Here is a 17,772-nt window from a genome sequence, read left to right as displayed (position 1 = left end):
ATGATCACCACCCACCAGAACGGCGGTAACGTCAGCGTGCTGCTGGCGGCGCGCAACATCAATCCGCTGAGCCGCCTGTTCCAGCGCGAGCTGGGGGCCCTGCTCGACCAGCTGGAATCGCGCCGGCCGCAGCTGGGCGCGGTCATCATCGGCTTCGACGCCGAACCGGCCGGCAGCAGCCACGAGCTCGATCACCTGATGGCGCTGACGCCCGCGCAGGCGGCCGACTGCATGCACATGCTGGACGCCTACAACGCCCTGCTGCGCCGGCTGGAAAACCTCGGCGTGCCGGTGATCGCCACGCTGGCCGGCGAGATTAGCGGCCACGCCTTCGGCCTGGCGCTGGCCTGCCATCGCCGCATCGCCTTGGCGGACGCACGTTTCAGCTTGCCGCAGGTACATCAGGGACTGGCGCCGGTAGCCGGCGAAATCGTTCGCAGCGTGCGATTGGCGGGACTGCAGGCAGCGATGCCGCTGCTGCTGGAAGGCACGACGCTGAGCGCCGCTCAAGCGCTGGAGGCAGGCCTGCTGCACGCCATCGCCACCAACGATGCGGAACTCGCGGCAAATGTCCAGGACAAGTCAATCGCCGCGCAGCCTTGGGAGCACAAGAACTACCGCCTGCCCGGCGGTGGGCTCGATGCCGCGCCGGTGCGGGCCCTGCTGCTGACCGCTCCGGCACAACTGCGCCAGCGCGCCAACGGACCGTCGCCGGCGGCCGAAGCGGTACTTTGTGCAATGGTCGAAAGCATGCAGGTGGATTTCGACAATGCACTGCGCATCGAGAGCCGATATTTTTGCCAAACCGCCATCAATCCAGCGCAACGAAAAGGCGGTTTTTCACTCTGAGCGACGGTTTTTTTAACGATCTCAAGAGATTTCTCAAAAAGTCGCTGTAATGTTGTCATTTTTCATGCAATTTGTTTCTCATCAGTGATACATTTCGTTATGGTTTTGCAAGATTAGGCCACTCCAATTGTTACATGCTTAGTTAGCAAGCTTCTTTGAAAGAATAGATTTTCGCGATGCCAACCAGTGTTTCATCCCAGCCGCGCCAAGAATTGGACAACCTCCTGGAGGAGGCTGGCGATGTTGTTTTCCGCCTGAACCAGATTGGCCAGCTGCTGTTTGCCAGCCAACGCGCCATTGCCCGCATCGGCGGCAGCGCGCCGCTGGCCGGAAGTGCCCTGGCTAAACTGGTGGCGGATGGCGATCAGGCCGCGCTGGCGGCCGCACTGGCCGAAGTCAGCGAATCGCGCGCGCCCAAGCTGGTGGAAGTGCGCATTAAAACAGTCGATATCGAGATCTGGCACGAGCTGCGCATCTCGGCCTACAACAACGCCAACGGCGCGCTGGAACTGCTGGTGGTCGGCCGCGACATGACCATGCAGCACGCCACCGAAGAACGCCTGCGCCACATGGCCACCCACGACGGCCTCACCGAACTGCCGAACCGCCTGCTGCTGTCCGACCGCATGCGCATGGTGATCGCCAACGCGCGCCGCTCGGGCCAGGGCTTTTCGGTCGCCACGGTGGGCCTGGACGGCTTCAAGAAAGTGAACGATGGCCTCGGCCATCCGATCGGCGACGCCATGCTGCGCATGGCCGCGCAGCGCCTGCGCAAAACGCTGCGCGACAGCGACACCCTGGCGCGCGTCGGCGGCGATGAATTCGTCGCCATCCTGCCCGGCACCGCCACCGAAGCGCAAATCAAATTGGTGACGGGCCGCTTGATCGCCACACTGCAGTCGCCGTTTGAAATCGAGAACCACACCATTTACGTCGGTGCCTCGGTCGGCGTCTCGGTCTATCCACAGCACGCGGAAGACGAGATCCGCCTGCTGGCGCTGGCCGATGCCGCCATGTCACGCGCCAAGGAAACAGGCAAGGCGCGCGCGGTGGTCTACAACCCATCGCTCGCCGGCCCGCCGCAGCACGACATTTCGCTGGAAGCGGCGATGTTCCAGGCGGTGCGCGAGGGCGAATTCCAGCTGTACTACCAGCCCATCGTCGACGCGCAGACGCGCGAGATCCAGGGCTTTGAAACGCTGATGCGCTGGAAGCATCCGACGCTCGGCATGGTGCCGCCGGCCCGCTTCATCCCGATCGCCGAGACCAACGGCCTGATTAACCTGCTCGGCGCATGGGCGCTGAAAGCGGCCTGCGTGCAGCTGAAACAATTTGAAGAAGTGGCCAAGCGCAGCTTGTACATCTCTGTTAATATCAGCCCGCGACAATTCCGCAATGATAAATTCTTGGATGTGCTGGATGATGCCATCGCGTTTTCCGGCCTGCTTGGTGAGCAATTGGTTTTAGAAATCACAGAAGGCACACTGATGATCGACCCGGTGCATGCCGAATCCATCCTGTCCAAAATGGCCGAACGTAACGCGCGCATCGCGATCGACGATTTCGGCACCGGCTACTCCTCGCTGGCCTACCTCAAACGCTTCCCGATCTCCGTGCTCAAAATCGACCGCACCTTCATCCGCGACTTGCCAGGCTCGCAGAAGGATGGCGCGATCTGCAACGCGGTACTCGACCTGGCCAAGCACCTCAACCTGTCGGTGGTGGCCGAAGGCGTGGAGACCGAAGAGCAGCTGCTCTACCTTGAACAACGAGGCTGCCAATATATCCAGGGCTACCTGACCGGCAAGCCAATGCCGGCCAACGTGGCGCTGGCGGCACTCAAGGAAAGCATCCACGCCAACGTGGTGCCGGCGGAACTGCGACAGGTGGCGCAATGATCCGCAGTTACCAGGCCGCCACCCCGCTCGGCAACCAGACCCTGAGCGAATTAGGCGACTGCACGCGCCGGCGCGGCGACATGCCGGGATTCGCCAAGGCCATCACCGCCATCCTCAGCGCCATGCGCGGCGAGGACGACCAGGAATTCAACATGACGCGCACCGTGCTGTCCGATCCGGTGCTGACACAGAAGGTGCTGCGGCTGGCCAATAGCGGCATGTACTCGGCCTTCGGCCAGCATGTGAACACGGTATCGAAAGCGGTGCTGGTGCTGGGCACCGAAGCCATCGGCCATCTGGCGCTGGGCCTGAAGCTGATCGAAGAACTGGCCGCCACGTCGACCGACACCACCATCGCCCATATCGAAATGGAGAAGGCGGTGCTGGCCGGGATCGTGGCGCAGCAGATCGCCTACACCGCCGAAAGCCGGCATGGCGAAGAAGCCGTGGTGTGTTCGATGCTGCACACGCTGGGCCGCATGATGCTGACCTTTTACATGCCGGAGCGCTGGCACGACCTGCAACGCCTGGCCGACCAGACTTCGCGCTCGGTGGAAGACGCCGCGCCGGAACTGCTCGGCCTCTCGCTGGAAGAAGTCGGCCACGCCGCTGCGCTGCACTGGGGCCTGCCCGCAGCACTGCTGAACGGCATGCGCACGCTGGCGCCGGCCGCGCCGGGAACGGAAATATCACCATCCGACTGGATCGCAGGCCTGTCGACGATGGCCTCGCGATGCGCGGAATCGCTGTGGCACGACGACGCCGCCGGCGCTGAAAGAGTGCAGCAGCTGGCCGAAAGCTACGCCGGCATGCTGGGCGTGGAAGCCCCCAATCTGATGAACGCCATCGAGCAAGCCAAGGTGGTGGCGGCCAACGACCTGACTATCGCGCCGCTGTCGCGCCCTGCCGAGCGTCGTGCCAAGGCGCTGGCCAAGACGCGCCAGCGCGCCGCCGGCAACAAGATCCTGCTCAGCGGCCTGGCCGACATGCGCGACGTACTCGATACCGCCAGCCCAGGCCAGATGGTGCAGATCGCGCTGGAGACGGTGTACAAGGGACTGGATTTCTCGCGCGCCGTGGCCTTCGTACGCAACCGCAAGGACGCCACCTACTCGGCCAAGATCAGCTTCGGCGAGGGCACGCGCGAACTGCTGCCGGCGATGACGTTCGACGACGCTTACGAACCAAATGTATTCCACGCTGCGCTCAACAGCGACCGCGTGATCTTCATCGAGAACGCGCACGACGCCAAGTTCGCGGCCAAGCTGCCGCTGTGGTGGAAGTCGTCGCTGTCGGAAGCGCGCAGCTTCGTGATCCTGCCGCTGTCGGCCAACGGCCAGCCGGCCGGTTTCCTGTACGGCGACTGGGACGATTCCTTCCCGCCGATCTCACTGAGCGCCACCGAGTTCTCGCTGCTGAACGATATGCGCGCGATGGTGGTGCGCGCGGTGGAACGCCGCCACGGCGTCGCGCCCGAGGCAGTCAGCCGCTGATCAATGCCCGTCGCGCTGCTGCCAGCGGAACGACAACGTCGCCGCCAGCGCCGACAAAACCACCAGCGCCGAGGCCACGTAGTATACCGTCTCGGCGCCCGCCCTCTCCCACCACTGCGCCAGGAACAAGCCGCCCAGCGAGCCGCCGATGCCGTACGAGATGCTCATATACAGCGCTTGCCCGCGCGCCTGCAACGGCCCGGAGAACCAGCGCTGCAAGGACATCACAGACGACGAGTGATGCAGCGCGAAGGTCGCCGCGTGCATCAGCTGCGCCACAATCAGTAGCCAAAGGATGTGCGAACCGAAGCCGATCATCAGGAAGCGCACCACGGCGATGCCGAGCGCCAGATACATCATGCGCATCGCGCCCCAGCGCTTGAACAGCGGCGCCTGAAAATAGAACAGCATCACTTCCGCCAGCACGCCCAATGACCACATGGCGCCGATCACGGTCTTGCTGTAGCCACTGCGCTCAAGGTAAAGCGAATAAAAAGTGTAGAGCGAGGCGTGCGCCGACACCATCAGCGCGGTCGAGGCGAAGAAGGCTATCACCTCGCGCCGGCGCAGCAGCGACAGCAAAGCCGGCGGCGCCGTCTTGTGGGTGCGGCGCGGCACGTCGCGCAAGCGGAACGCGGCGGCGATGGTCGCCACCAGCAGCGCCGCCGCCACCCACGGCAGCGTGATAATGCCGTAATGTTCGAGCGCGAGCGAGGCCAGCGTCACCGACACGATGAAGCCGATCGAGCCCCACATGCGGATGCGGCCATAGTAAGTGAGATCGCCCTTCATCTCGGACAGCATCAACGCTTCACAAATCGGCGCCTGCCCGCTGGTGAACAGGTTGAGCACGATCATGGCCAGCATGAAGTGGCCGAACGTATCGCCGATGAAGAAGCCCGAGAATCCCGCCAGCGCGGCAAAGCCGGCCATGCGCAGCACCAGCACGCGGCGGTCGTAGTGATCGGCCACGTAGCCCCACACATTGGGACCGACGATGCGCAGCACCTGGATCATCGACATCAGCACGCCGATCTGCGCGACCGTCATGCCTTTATCGGCAAAGAACAGCGTCGCGTAGGTGCTCCAGGTGCCGGCGTGTGCGTAGTAGCAGAAGAGGAATAAGGCGAAGCTGAACGCTTGCGCGGGCACCGCTTACAGCTCTATGTTGGGGGTCGACACCTTGACGTCGCCGCACTGCGCGCGGTGCATCAGCGCATGGTCCATCAGCACCAGTGCCAGCATCGCCTCGGCGATCGGCGTGGCGCGGATGCCCACGCACGGGTCGTGGCGGCCGAAGGTCTCCACCATCACCGGATTGCCCGCCTTGTCGATCGATGGACGTGGGGTGCGGATCGACGACGTCGGTTTGATGGCGATCGACACCGTGATGTCCTGGCCGGTCGACAGGCCGCCCAGCACGCCGCCGGCGTTGTTGCCGACGAAGCCTTGCGGGGTCAGCGGGTCGCCGTGCTCGGTGCCCTTCTGCGCCACCGACTTGAAGCCGGCGCCGATTTCCACGCCCTTGACGGCGTTGATGCCCATCATGGCATACGCGATGTCGGCATCGAGCTTATCGTAGATCGGCTGGCCGAGGCCGACCGGGATATTCTGCGCCACCACATCGATGCGGGCGCCGATCGAGTCGCCGGCCTTGCGCAGCTCGTCCATATACGTTTCCATGCTGGCGATCACCGCCGCGTCGCCGGTGGCGGCGAAGAACGGATTGTCCGGCACGTGCTGCCAGTCCTGGAACGGCACCACGATATCGCCGAGCTGGCTCATGCAACCCTTGAACACCGTGCCGTATTGCTGGTGCAGCCACTTCTTGGCAATCGCCGCCGCACCCACCACCGGCGCCGTCAGGCGCGCCGACGAACGGCCGCCGCCGCGCGGGTCGCGGACGCCGTATTTATGCCAGTAGGTGTAATCTGCATGGCCGGGACGGAACGATTCGGCGATGTTGCCGTAATCCTTGCTGCGCTGATCTTCGTTGCGGATCAGCAGCGCGATCGGCGTGCCGGTGGTGACGCCCTCATACACCCCGGACAGGATTTCCACCGTATCCGATTCCTGGCGCTGGGTCACGTGGCGCGACGTGCCCGGTTTGCGGCGGTCCAGTTCCGGCTGAATGTCCGCTTCCGACAACGGTAGGCCCGGTGGGCAGCCATCGATCACACAACCAATCGCGGGACCGTGCGACTCACCAAACGTAGTGACGGAGAACAATTTGCCAAAAGTATTACCGGACATAGGAAAAGAATCTTCGGAAAAAAGTGGAAAAGTCCCTCATTCTACCAGCCGGCGCCCTATGCCGTCCTGTTTGCGAAATAATTTCCATAAAGCAAGTTTCACTTGGTAAAATATAATTATTTTGGTACAAATATGGTGCCATTTACACATGGGCGCACAAGCTTCGGCTTAAACCCGTGGAAAACTGCATTCTTTTTGACAATTCGCTATATACTGGAACGCAAGAACACCGAGTACTCTGGAGAAGCTACACATGCCCCCACCGGTTTCACCCCTTGAGCAGTCCAAGGATGATCAAGACGATTTGGTATTCTTAGAAGAGCATCCGGCTGCGCCTGCTGCGACGGGCGCGCGCAATGTTTGGCGGGTCATGATTATCGACGACGACGAAGACGTCCACTCGACCACCACCTTTGCGCTGGGCAACCTCGACATGCAGCATCGTCCGCTCGAATTCGTGCATGCGTATTCGGCTGGGCAAGCGCGCGAATTGTTAAAACACGAGACCGAAATCGCCGTCATCCTGCTGGACGTGGTGATGGAACAGGACGACGCCGGCCTGCACCTGGTGCGCTACATCCGCGAAACCCTGAAACTGCACGACGTGCGCATCATCCTGCGCACCGGCCAGCCGGGCTACGCCCCTGAAATCGACGCCATCCGCGATTTCGACATCAACGATTACAAGACCAAGTCCGAGCTGACCCGCATCAAGCTGTTCACCACCGTGACGGCGGCGATCCGCTCCTACGAGCAAATCCGCAAGATCAACGACAGCCGGCGCGGCCTCAACCAAATTGTCCACGCCAGCACCCACTTGATGGCGCTGCACGGCGTGCAGAACTTCGCCGCCGGCGTGCTGGCCCAGAGCGCCGACCTGCTGGGGCTGGAAGCCAACGGCGTGCTGTGCGTGCAGGAATGCCCGGACACCGGCTGCCACGAACTGATGGTGATGGCCACCGCCGGCAGCTACCGCCACCTCGACAACATCACCCTGACCGTGCGCGAAGACCAGCGCATCCACGACGCGCTGGAAGCCGCGCTGGCGCAGCGCCGCAACAGCTACGGCCCGGATTACGTCACGCTGTATTTCGCCGGCAAGGCCAGCCGCGATTTCGTCGCCTTCCTCGACACCCGGCGCGCGCCGACCGAGATCGACGAGCGCCTGCTGGAAGTATTTTGCGCCAACGTGGCGGTCGGGCTGGACAACGTCGAGCTGGTCAGCCATTTGCACAACGCCGCCTTCTACGACCAGCTGTCCAAGCTGCCGAACCGCACCAGGCTGGTGGAAATCCTCGACGCCACCCTGTCCGGTCCGGCGCGCGAAGACGCCACCCTGTCGCTGGTCGACCTCGACCACTTTGCCGAAACCAACGACGCCCTCGGCCACCAGTTCGGCGACGCGCTGCTGGTGGCCGTGGCCGGCCGCCTGCAAACCGAGCTGGGCGGCCAACTGACGGTGGCGCGCATCGGCGGCGATATTTTCTGCGTGCTGGGCGATTCGTCCCAGGTTAATCCAGGCAACATCCTGGCGCTGTTCCAGCGTGCCTTCAGCATTGATGGCCAGGACGTGCAGCTGTCGGCCACGCTCGGCCTGGTGCGCCTGGGCGAGCACGAAGGCAGCGGCGCCGACGCGCTCAAGGACGCCGACATCGCGCTGAAGCGCGCCAAGTCGCAGCAGCGCGCCGGCCACTTCTACTTCTCGCGCTCGATGGGCGTGGAGATCCGCGAGCGGGTGCGCATGATGCACGCGCTGCGCACCGCATTCGGTCAGAACCAATTGTTCGTGGTGTACCAGCCGCAGATCGACCTGGTCACGCGCCGGCCGATGGGCGCCGAAGCGCTGCTGCGCTGGCAGACGCCGGACGGCAAGTTCATCTCGCCCGACCGCTTCATCCCGATCGCCGAGTATTCCGGCCTGATCATCGAGCTCGGCGAATGGGTGATGCGCACCGCCTGCCGCGAGCTGGTCGACCTGCGCAAGGCCGGCCACCATGACTTCATGATGTCGATTAACGTTTCGCAGGTACAGTTCCGTCACCCGCACTTCCTCGACATGCTCAAGCGCGCGCTGGACGACACCGGCGCGCCGCCGCAGAACATCGAGCTCGAAATCACCGAATCGATGGCGATGGAAGAGCCGGACCTGCTGATCAAGATGCTGGGCCAGATCAAGCAGACCGGGGTCAGCATTGCGATCGACGACTTCGGCACCGGCTTCTCGTCGCTGTCGTACCTGCAGCGCCTGCAGATCGACCGCCTGAAAATCGACCGCGCCTTCGTCACCGAAATCACCGGCTCGGCGCGCGGCAGCAGCATCGCCGAAATGGTGATCCAGCTGGGCCGCAACCTCGGCCTGGCGGTGATTGCCGAAGGCGTGGAAGACGAGCGCCAGGCGCAGATCCTGCAATCGCTGGGCTGTCCGCTGGCGCAAGGCTTCCTGTTCGCCCGCCCGATGACCGCCACCGCCCTCAACGGCTGGCTCAGCAATGAAGCGCTGGAGGGCGCGGCCTGAGCTTCCCCTGATTTAGTGACAAAAGCCGCGTTGATCGCGGCTTTTTTTTATTGAGATCACGAAACTATAGGGTGTTTACTCACAATTGTAACAAAATGTGATGGATTGATAGAATTACCACCCTTGTTGCATGGTATGCTCCGCGCGAGTTAAATTAGTGTAAGGGAATGGCAACGTGGGGAGCTACAAGGGAACATCCGGCAATGACAGCTTGGTAGGCAGCAACGATAGCGACACCCTGCTGGGTTTGGCCGGCAACGACACCCTCGTCGGCGGTACGGGCGCGGACTGGCTCGAGGGCGGCGATGGCGACGACCTGTTCTTCGCCGATAATGACGGCAGCAGCGACACCATGTCAGGCGGCAACGGCAACGACACGTTCAACCTGCGTTACGGTTACACCCCCTCGTTCTCCGAGGATGCCTTGGACAAGATCGACGCTGGCAACGGCGACGACACCATCCGTGTGAGCTTTGGCCAATCGACTTTCGGCAAGCTGCCTGAGGTCACCGGCGGTGCCGGCGTCGACACCTACACGTTTGGCTTCTGCGCCGATTTCCAGCCCCTGACGGTGAGCGATTTCACCGTCGGCGCTGGCGGCGACCGCATTGATTTCCGCGAGCTCTACCGCGAAAACAGCAGCGACTACAACCTCTACCACGGCGGCAACCCCTTCGCTGCAGGCCAACTCAAGCTGATACAAGCCGGCAATGACACCCTGGTGCAGGGACTGGCCTACTACGACAAAAACGTCCAGACCATCCTGGTGCTGAAAAACGTCGACGCCAGCAGCCTCACCAGCGCCAACTTTGCGGGCGGCTGGAGTCCCGACGGCGCCGGCACCGCAGGCAAAGTCCTCACTGCCGACCAGGCCACGGTCACCAAGCTGATCGGTGACAGCTTTAATGACACGATTACCGGCAACAGCTACAACAACACCCTATACGGCTTCGGCGGCGATGATCTGCTGACCGGCGGCAGCGGCAACGAAAGCCTGCTTGGCGGCTACGGCAACGACACCTTGTACGGCGGCGGCGGCAGCGACACCCTCAGCGGCGACGGCGGCGACAATCTGATCGACGGCGGCGACGGCAACGACTACTTCTACAACGGCAACACCAGCTACGCCGGCAAGGACACCCTGCTGGGCGGCGCTGGCGACGACGTGTTCGTGTACGGCGTGCGCGGCCAGCAAGCCACCGCCACCGGCGGCGCCGGTCAGGATATCTATCGCCCGGACAGCACGGGCTATTCTGGCCGCATCGTACCGACCAACCTCAACGTAACAGATTTCACGGCCGGCGCCGGCGGCGACAAGATCGACCTGATGGCGCAGCTGAACAGCAACACCAGCTACGCCGGCGGCAATCCTTTCAGCGCCGCTAATGGCTACCTGCGCGTGGTCCAGGATGGCGCCGACACCAGGATCCAGCTGGACACAGATGGGGCCGCCGGGGGCGGCTACACCTACGTCACCCTCCTAACACTGAAAAACTTCACCGCCAGCACGCTCACCGCTGACAACTTCGTCGACGGCCTGAAGCCGGACGGCTCATCGGTGATTGGCGTGGTAGCCAGCGTCAGCGGCGGCCAGCAACTGACTGGCGCCAACTTCGATGACCAGTTGACCGCCATCAGCGGCGCCAACACCCTGATCGGCAATGGCGGCGAGGATACTTTGGTGGCCGGCAGCGGCGCCGCCAACGGCCGCGGCGACCTGCTGTCTGGCGGCGCCGGCAACGACACCCTGATCGGTGGTGACGCCAATGACCAGTTGTATGGCGGCACCGGCAACGACCTGGTACAGGGCGGCGGCGGCAATGACACCCTGGGCGACGGCGGCTACAGCGCGCTGGGCAACGATACCTTGCAAGGCGGCGATGGCGACGACCTGTTCTTGATCGGCGTCAACCCGGAGGCAACGCAGGCGCTCGCCATCGGCGGCGCCGGCCACGACGTATTCCGGCCCGGCAACGTCTACAGCTGGACCGCCGGGCGCAACGATGGCTTCACCGTCAGCGACTTCTTGGCCGGCGCCGGCGGCGACCTGATCGACCTGAGCGAAGTGCTGATCAGCACCCGCTACACCGGCGGCAATCCGTTCAGCGCCTATGCGCGCCTGGTGCAACTGGGGGCCGATACCCTGGTGCAAATCAGCCCCGACGGCGGCGGCCCCTATTACACGGTGCTGGCCCTGCAGGGTGTCGACAAGAGCACGCTCACGCCAGACAATTTCATCGACGGCCTGAAACCGGACGGCAGCCACGTCGCCGGCCTCACCCTCAGCGCCAGCGCCACCGAGCACCGGCTGGAAGGCGGCAAGTTAGACGACACCCTGACCGGCACCGGTGGCAACAACGAGCTGCTCGGCTTTGGCGGTGACGACCTGTTGCAGGCCGGCAGCGGCGATGCCAGGGGTCAGGGCGACAGCCTGTGGGGCGGCCACGGCAACGACACCCTGATTGGCGGCGACGGCAACGACGTCCTCGATGGCGAAGAAGGCAGCAATCTGCTGCAAGGCGGCGCCGGCGACGACGTCCTGCTCAACAACTTCGGCTACAACAACACGCTTGAAGGCGGCGCCGGCAACGACCGCTTCGACATCCGCCAGGGCTCGGTCGATAACGTCACCACCGCACGCGGCGGCGACGGCGACGACTACTTCAGTACCGAGGTCTACCTTCAGGGCCTGAGCGCCCTGCTGAGCGGCGGCGCTGGTCGCGATACCTACACCATCGGCAGCTACAACTCCGCCACCGCCTATATCGAGATCAGCGATTTCAGCGCCGGCGACGGCGGCGACATCCTCGACGTCACCGCGCTGATGACCGTCGCCGCCGATTACGGCTATACCGGGGGCAACCCGCTCAGCGACAGCCTCGGCTTCCTGCGCCTGCAGCAAAGCGGCGCCGACGTCCTGCTGCAATTCAACCCCTTCGGCGGCGGCGACGGCTATGCCATGAACACGGTGGCGGTGCTGCGCAACGTCACGCTGGGCGACCTGACCGCGCAAAACATGGTCGGCGCCAATCCCAAGGGCGACGTGGTGCCGGGCGTACTGCGCGAAGGCACGGCCGGCAGCGAATACCTGGCCGGCGGCTATTTCAACGATACCTTGCATGGCAACGGCGGCAACGACACCCTCAACGGCGGCGCCGGGGACGACCTGATGGTGGCCGGCGACGTCGGGGCCGGCCAGGCCGGCAGCCGTCTGAACGGCGCCAACGGCAATGACACCCTGGTCGGCGGCGACGGCAACGACGACCTCAGCGGATACGAGGGTAACAATCGCCTGTCCGGCGGCGGTGGCGACGATGCACTCCACATCGTCGGCGGCAACGACAGCGTCGACGGCGGCGACGGCGACGATGGCATCTCGGTCGAGGGCAGCGGCAACAGCACGGTCAGCGGCGGCGCCGGCAACGACGCGCTCTCGGTGTACGCCATTTACGCGCCTACCATCAACCTGCGCTTCGACGGCGGCGCCGGGAACGACCGGGTCGAGATTCGCGGCAATGATCTCGGCGCGTCCAAACTGACCCTCAGCGGCGGCGCCGGCGTCGACACCTACTACCTCGACAGCCCGGCGTTCAGCAACAATACGCACATCACCGACTTCGCCGCCGGCGGCGGCGGCGACCAGCTCGATCTGATCAGCCTCCTGCAGCTGTACGTCCCCGACGGCAAGCTGCTGCTCGACCCGATGGCGGCCGGCTACCTGAAACTGGTGCAGCAGGGCCCGAACGTGCTGGTGCAGTTCGACACCGACGGCAACGGCAGCGGCACGCCCCCGCGCACTATCCTGATCCTGGACAACGTCAAGGTCGGCACTCTGACCGCCAACAACTTCGCCGGGCGCATTGTTGCCGCGCCCTGGGGTGACGGCTACGGCACCTACGGCAGCGACCTGCTGGAAGGCGGCACCGGCGCCAACCGCCTGGAGGCCGGCGGCGGCGACGATACCCTGGTCAGCGGCGGCGGCGCCGACACCCTGCTCGGCGGCAGCGGCAATGATGTCTACGTCCTCGACGCCAACGCCAACACTACCATCGTCGAGGCTGCGAACGGCGGCCTCGACACGGTACGCACCAGCCTGGCCTCGTACACGCTGGGCGCCAACCTGGAAGCGCTGCAATACAGTGGCGACAGCGATTTCTACGGTATGGGCAACGCCAGCAGCAACATAATTACCAGCGGCGAAGGCAACGACACGCTGGACGGCAACGGCGGCGGCGACCTCCTCACCGGCCTGGGCGGCGACGACATTTACGTGCTGCGCAGCGCCACCGACCGCGTGATCGAAGTAGCTGACGGCGGCAACGACCTGGTGCAGGTCAGCTACGCCAATGCGGCCTACACCCTGGCCGCCAATGTCGAATACGCCACGCTCACCCGCGCAGCGGCGGCCGGCAGTCTGACCGGTAACGATCTTAACAATTACCTCATCGGTAACGACGCAGCCAATACCCTCAATGGCGGCGCCGGCAGCGACACTCTCGATGGCGGCGCCGCTGCCGACAAGCTCAGCGGCGGCAAGGGCGACGACCTGTACCTGGTCGACAACGCCGGCGATACCATCACCGAACTGGCCAACGAAGGCCACGACACTGTGGAAACCACGGCAACCAAGTACACGCTGGCCGCCAACGTCGAAGACCTGCGCTACACCGGCACTTCCGCCTTTGCCGGCAGCGGCAATGACCTGGCCAACCGCGTCCGCGGCGGCAGCGGCAACGACACCTTGCTGGGCGGCGCCGGCAACGACACCTTGGCCGGCGGCGGCGGCATCGATGCGATCGACGGCGGCGACGGCGACGATACCGTGCTGCTGAGCGACATCAGCGAGCATTACACGATCTCGCGCGCCAACGGCGTGGTCACGCTGGAGAACGCCATCCTCGGCGAGCGCATCAACCTCAGGGGCATCGAAACTGTGGTGTTCACGGATGCCACGCGCACCATCAGCGACCTGCTGCTCAACCAGGTCAGCGACGGCGATGACTACCTGGCCGGCACCGATGGCGACGACAGCATCAACGGCCTGGCCGGCGCCGACACCATGTCCGGCGGTACCGGCGACGACCGCTACGTCGTCGACCACGTCAAGGACACCATCAGGGAACTGACCGGCGAAGGCAATGACACGGCCGAATTGCTCTTCAAAGCGGCCGCCACCTACACGCTGGACGCCAGCGTGGAGAACGCCGAGATAACGGCCGCCGCCACGGTGGCGGTCAACGTCAACGGTAATGAGCTCGATAACACCCTGACCGGCAACGCCGCCGCCAATACGCTGAGCGGTGGCGCCGGCAACGATATCCTCGACGGCGGCGCCGGCGCGGACAAGCTGATCGGCGGGGTCGGCAACGACACCTACCGCGTCGACAACGCCGCCGACGTGGTCACCGAAGGCCTGAACGAAGGCATCGACACGGTGTACGCCAAGCTGTCCAGCTACACCCTCGGCGCCAACATGGAAAACCTGTTCGGACCCGGCAACGGCGTGCTCAACGGCACCGGCAACGCCCTCAACAACGTGCTCAACGGCGGCCTCGGCAACGACACCCTGTCCGGCCTGGCCGGCAACGACACCCTGCTCGGCAGCGTCGGCAACGACACCCTGCTGGGCGGCGACGGCGACGACCGCCTCGAAGGCAGCATCGGCGCCAACCTGCTCGATGGCGGCGCCGGCAGCGACACGGCCGTCGCATTGGCCGACTTCAGTGCCTACAGCGTGAAGCGCCCGAACGCCACCGACACCGTGCTGACCAATGCCGACACCGGCGAAAGCCTCATCCTGCGCAACGTCGAGTACGTCATCTTCAACGGCACGCTGATGGCGATCCAGGATGTGCAACTCGGCATCAAGAGCCCGGGCAACGACTACATCCGTGGCGGCAGCGGCGACGACACGCTGGACGGCGGCGATGCCGGGGCCGACAATCTGGCCGGCGGCGATGGCAATGACACTTACCTGATCGACGACATCGGCGACACCATCGTCGAAACCGCCGATGGCGGCCTCGATGAAGCGAAAGTGGCGTTGCTCAAGGCCGGCACCTACGCGCTGGGCGCCAACGTCGAGAACGCGAGCGTGACCTCGGCAGCCAGTGTCGCCGTCAGCCTCACCGGCAACGACGGCAACAACACCCTGACCGGCAACGCCGCAGCCAACATCCTGACCGGCGGCGCCGGTAACGACACGCTGGATGGCGCGACTGGTGCAGACAAGCTGATCGGCGGCACCGGCAACGACCTGTACAAGGTCGACAATGCCGGTGACGCCATCACCGAACTGGCCGCGCAAGGTACGGACAAAGTCGAGACTACACTGGCGAAGTACACCCTGAGCGCCAACGTCGAAAACCTGGCCTATCAAGGCACACTGGCATTCACCGGCACCGGCAACGAGCTGGCCAACAGCATCGAAGGCAGCAGCGGCAACGACACCCTGAGCGGCCTGGCCGGCGACGACACCCTGGTCGGCGGCACTGGCAATGACTCCTTGCTGGGCGGCGACGGCGCCGACCAGCTGGACGCGGGCGCCGGCACCGACGTGGTCGACGGCGGCACCGGCAGCGACACGCTGGTGCTGCTGGGCGACTTCGCCGACTACACGCGCAGCCGCCCGAACGCCACCGACATGGTACTGGTCAATACCGTCACCAAGGAAAGCATCACCATCCGCAACGTCGAGAACTTCAAGTTCGCCGACGGCGACAAGGTGCTGGCCGACCTGGCCTACAATACCGCCAGCACCGGCAACGACAGCCTCTTCGGTGGCGACGGTGACGACGCCATCAACGGCCTGGCCGGCGCCGACCAGATGATGGGCGGCAAAGGCGACGACAGCTACACGGTCGACCAGGCCGGCGATAAGGTGTTCGAATCGGCCGACAGCGGGGACGACCTGGTGCTGGTGGCGTTCACCAAGGCCGAGACCTTCATCATGGGCGACAACGTCGAAAACGCCACCATCACTGCGGCGGCCGGCATTGCGGCCAGCGTCACCGGCAACGCGCTCGACAACGCGCTGACCGGCAACGCCGCCGCCAACATCCTGATTGGCGGCGCCGGCAACGACACCCTCGATGGTGGTGCCGGCGCGGACAAGCTCACCGGCGGCCTGGGCGACGACGTCTACCTGGTCGACAACGCTGGCGACGCGGTCACCGAACTGGCCAGCCAGGGCACGGACCGCATCGAAACCACACTGACCAAGTACACCCTGAGCGCCAACGTCGAAGACCTGCTGTACAAGGGCACGCCTGCCTTCGCCGGCACTGGTAACGAGCTGGGCAACAGCATCACCGGCGGCATCGGCAACGACACGCTGAGCGGTATGGGCGGCGACGACATCCTGAGCGGCGGCGTCGGCAACGACGCGCTGTTGGGCGGCAACGGCGACGACCAGCTGGATGCCGGCACCGGCACCGACGTGGTCGACGGTGGCAGCGGCATGGACACACTGACCTTGCTGGGCAAGTTCAGCGACTACAGCCGCAGCCTGCCGAACGCCAACGAGCTGGTGCTGGTCAACACCATCACCAAGGAAAGCATCACCGTGCGTAACGTCGAGCTGTTCATCTTTGCCGATGACAGCAAGACCATGAGCGACGTGGCGGTCAATGCGGCCAGCACCGGCAACGACAGTCTCACCGGCACCGACGGCAACGACAGCATCGACGGCGGCGCCGGCGCCGACACCATGTCCGGCGGCATTGGCGACGACACCTACACCATCGACCAAGTCGGCGACGTGATCGTGGAAAGCGCCGACGCCGGCAACGACCTGGTCAACGTGGCCTACACCAAGGCCGGCACGTTCGTGCTGGGCGATGACATCGAGAACGCCACCGTGACGGCGTCCGCTTCGGTGGCAGTCAGCCTGACCGGCAACGGCCTGGACAACATCCTGAGCGGCAACGGCGCGGCCAACATTCTGATCGGCGGCGCCGGCAAGGATACGCTGGATGGCGGCGCCGGCGCCGACAAGATGGACGGCGGCAGCGGCGATGACAGCTACACGGTCGACAACTCGGGCGACACCATCACGGAGCTGGTTGGCGGCGGGCGCGACCTCGTCACCGTCAAGGGCCTGAGCAGCTACAGCCTGTCGTCGGAAGTGGAAGACCTGGTATTCAGCGGCGCCACGGCCTTCACCGGCAACGGCAACATACTGGCCAACCGCCTGAGCGGCGGCAGCGGCGCGGACGTGCTCAACGGCCTGGCCGGCAACGACACGCTGACCGGCAACGCCGGCAACGACAAGCTGCTGGGCGGCGACGGCGATGACCTGCTGACCGGCGGCGACGGCGCCGACACCCTCACCGGCGGCACCGGCGCGGATAGCTTCGTGCTGTCGTCGAACGTGGGCGTGGATACGGTGATGGACTTCGTCAGCGGCACCGACAAGCTGGTGCTGGCCCAGTCGGTATTCGGCATCGGCGGCGACCTGGTGTTCGACCACGCAGTAACGAAGGCCGGGCCGGGTGGCTTTGCCAACGATGCGGAGCTCGTGATCCTGACGCAGAACGTGGCCAAGCTCACGCTTGACTCGGCGGCAGCGGCCATCGGTGCGGCCAACGGCGCATACGCGGCGGGCGACAAAGCACTGTTCGCGCTGCACAGCGGCAGCAACACCACGGTCTACCTGTTCACCTCGAACGGCGCGGACGCCGTGGTCAGCGCCGGCGAACTGACCCAGCTGGCGACGCTGACCGGCGCCGCCAGCACCACTGTAGCTGATTACCTGTTCGTATAA

Annotated in this window: 7 protein-coding genes; 5 read left to right on the top strand and 2 right to left on the bottom strand. The window is 64.6% G+C overall.

Translation table 11 applies throughout. The features are described 5' to 3' along the window. From BMZ70_RS04365 to BMZ70_RS04355, 3 genes are all read left to right on the top strand, one after another. The gene (locus BMZ70_RS04365) at positions 1-849 is read left to right on the top strand and encodes an enoyl-CoA hydratase/isomerase family protein (RefSeq protein WP_092270388.1); all 849 of its coding nucleotides are present in this window, start codon (positions 1-3) and stop codon (positions 847-849) included. Between the two features lie 176 nt (positions 850-1,025). Then, positions 1,026-2,747 (top strand): putative bifunctional diguanylate cyclase/phosphodiesterase, encoded by a 1,722-nt coding sequence (locus tag BMZ70_RS04360; protein WP_092270385.1) that lies wholly within the window; start codon positions 1,026-1,028, stop codon positions 2,745-2,747. Next, complete coding sequence (locus tag BMZ70_RS04355) at positions 2,744-4,240, top strand: HDOD domain-containing protein (protein WP_092270382.1); 1,497 nt, start codon at positions 2,744-2,746, stop codon at positions 4,238-4,240. Before BMZ70_RS04360 ends, BMZ70_RS04355 begins: the two co-directional genes overlap by 4 nt. On the opposite strand, the gene BMZ70_RS04350 is transcribed toward BMZ70_RS04355, so the two are convergent. After that, positions 4,241-5,392, bottom strand: coding sequence for an MFS transporter (locus BMZ70_RS04350; RefSeq protein ID WP_092270380.1), 1,152 nt, complete (start codon positions 5,390-5,392; stop codon positions 4,241-4,243). Between the two features lie 3 nt (positions 5,393-5,395). Beyond that, the gene (gene aroC / locus BMZ70_RS04345; protein WP_092270377.1) at positions 5,396-6,493 is read right to left on the bottom strand and encodes a chorismate synthase; all 1,098 of its coding nucleotides are present in this window, start codon (positions 6,491-6,493) and stop codon (positions 5,396-5,398) included. A gap of 253 nt (positions 6,494-6,746) precedes the next feature. Here aroC and BMZ70_RS04340 point away from each other — a divergent pair, with 253 nt between their 5' ends. Together BMZ70_RS04340 and BMZ70_RS27875 are read left to right on the top strand one after the other, a co-directional pair. Beyond that, on the top strand, positions 6,747-9,008 hold the full coding sequence (locus BMZ70_RS04340) for a putative bifunctional diguanylate cyclase/phosphodiesterase (protein ID WP_092270375.1): 2,262 nt from the start codon (positions 6,747-6,749) through the stop codon (positions 9,006-9,008). A gap of 175 nt (positions 9,009-9,183) precedes the next feature. Beyond that, complete coding sequence (locus BMZ70_RS27875; protein ID WP_130300914.1) at positions 9,184-17,772, top strand: calcium-binding protein; 8,589 nt, start codon at positions 9,184-9,186, stop codon at positions 17,770-17,772.

Origin of the sequence: Duganella sp. CF402 (assembly GCF_900109645.1) — a bacterium.
GTDB lineage: Bacteria > Pseudomonadota > Gammaproteobacteria > Burkholderiales > Burkholderiaceae_D > Rugamonas.
This window is presented reverse-complemented; position numbering and strand designations above follow the sequence as displayed.

Coding starts and splice junctions, on each gene's coding strand:
- BMZ70_RS04360 (WP_092270385.1), top strand. CDS start 1,026: ATGCCAACCAGTGTTTCATCCCAGCCGCGCCAAGAATTGGACAACCTC.
- BMZ70_RS04340 (WP_092270375.1), top strand. CDS start 6,747: ATGCCCCCACCGGTTTCACCCCTTGAGCAGTCCAAGGATGATCAAGAC.
- BMZ70_RS04365 (WP_092270388.1), top strand. CDS start 1: ATGATCACCACCCACCAGAACGGCGGTAACGTCAGCGTGCTGCTGGCG.
- aroC (WP_092270377.1), bottom strand. CDS start 6,493: ATGTCCGGTAATACTTTTGGCAAATTGTTCTCCGTCACTACGTTTGGT.
- BMZ70_RS04355 (WP_092270382.1), top strand. CDS start 2,744: ATGATCCGCAGTTACCAGGCCGCCACCCCGCTCGGCAACCAGACCCTG.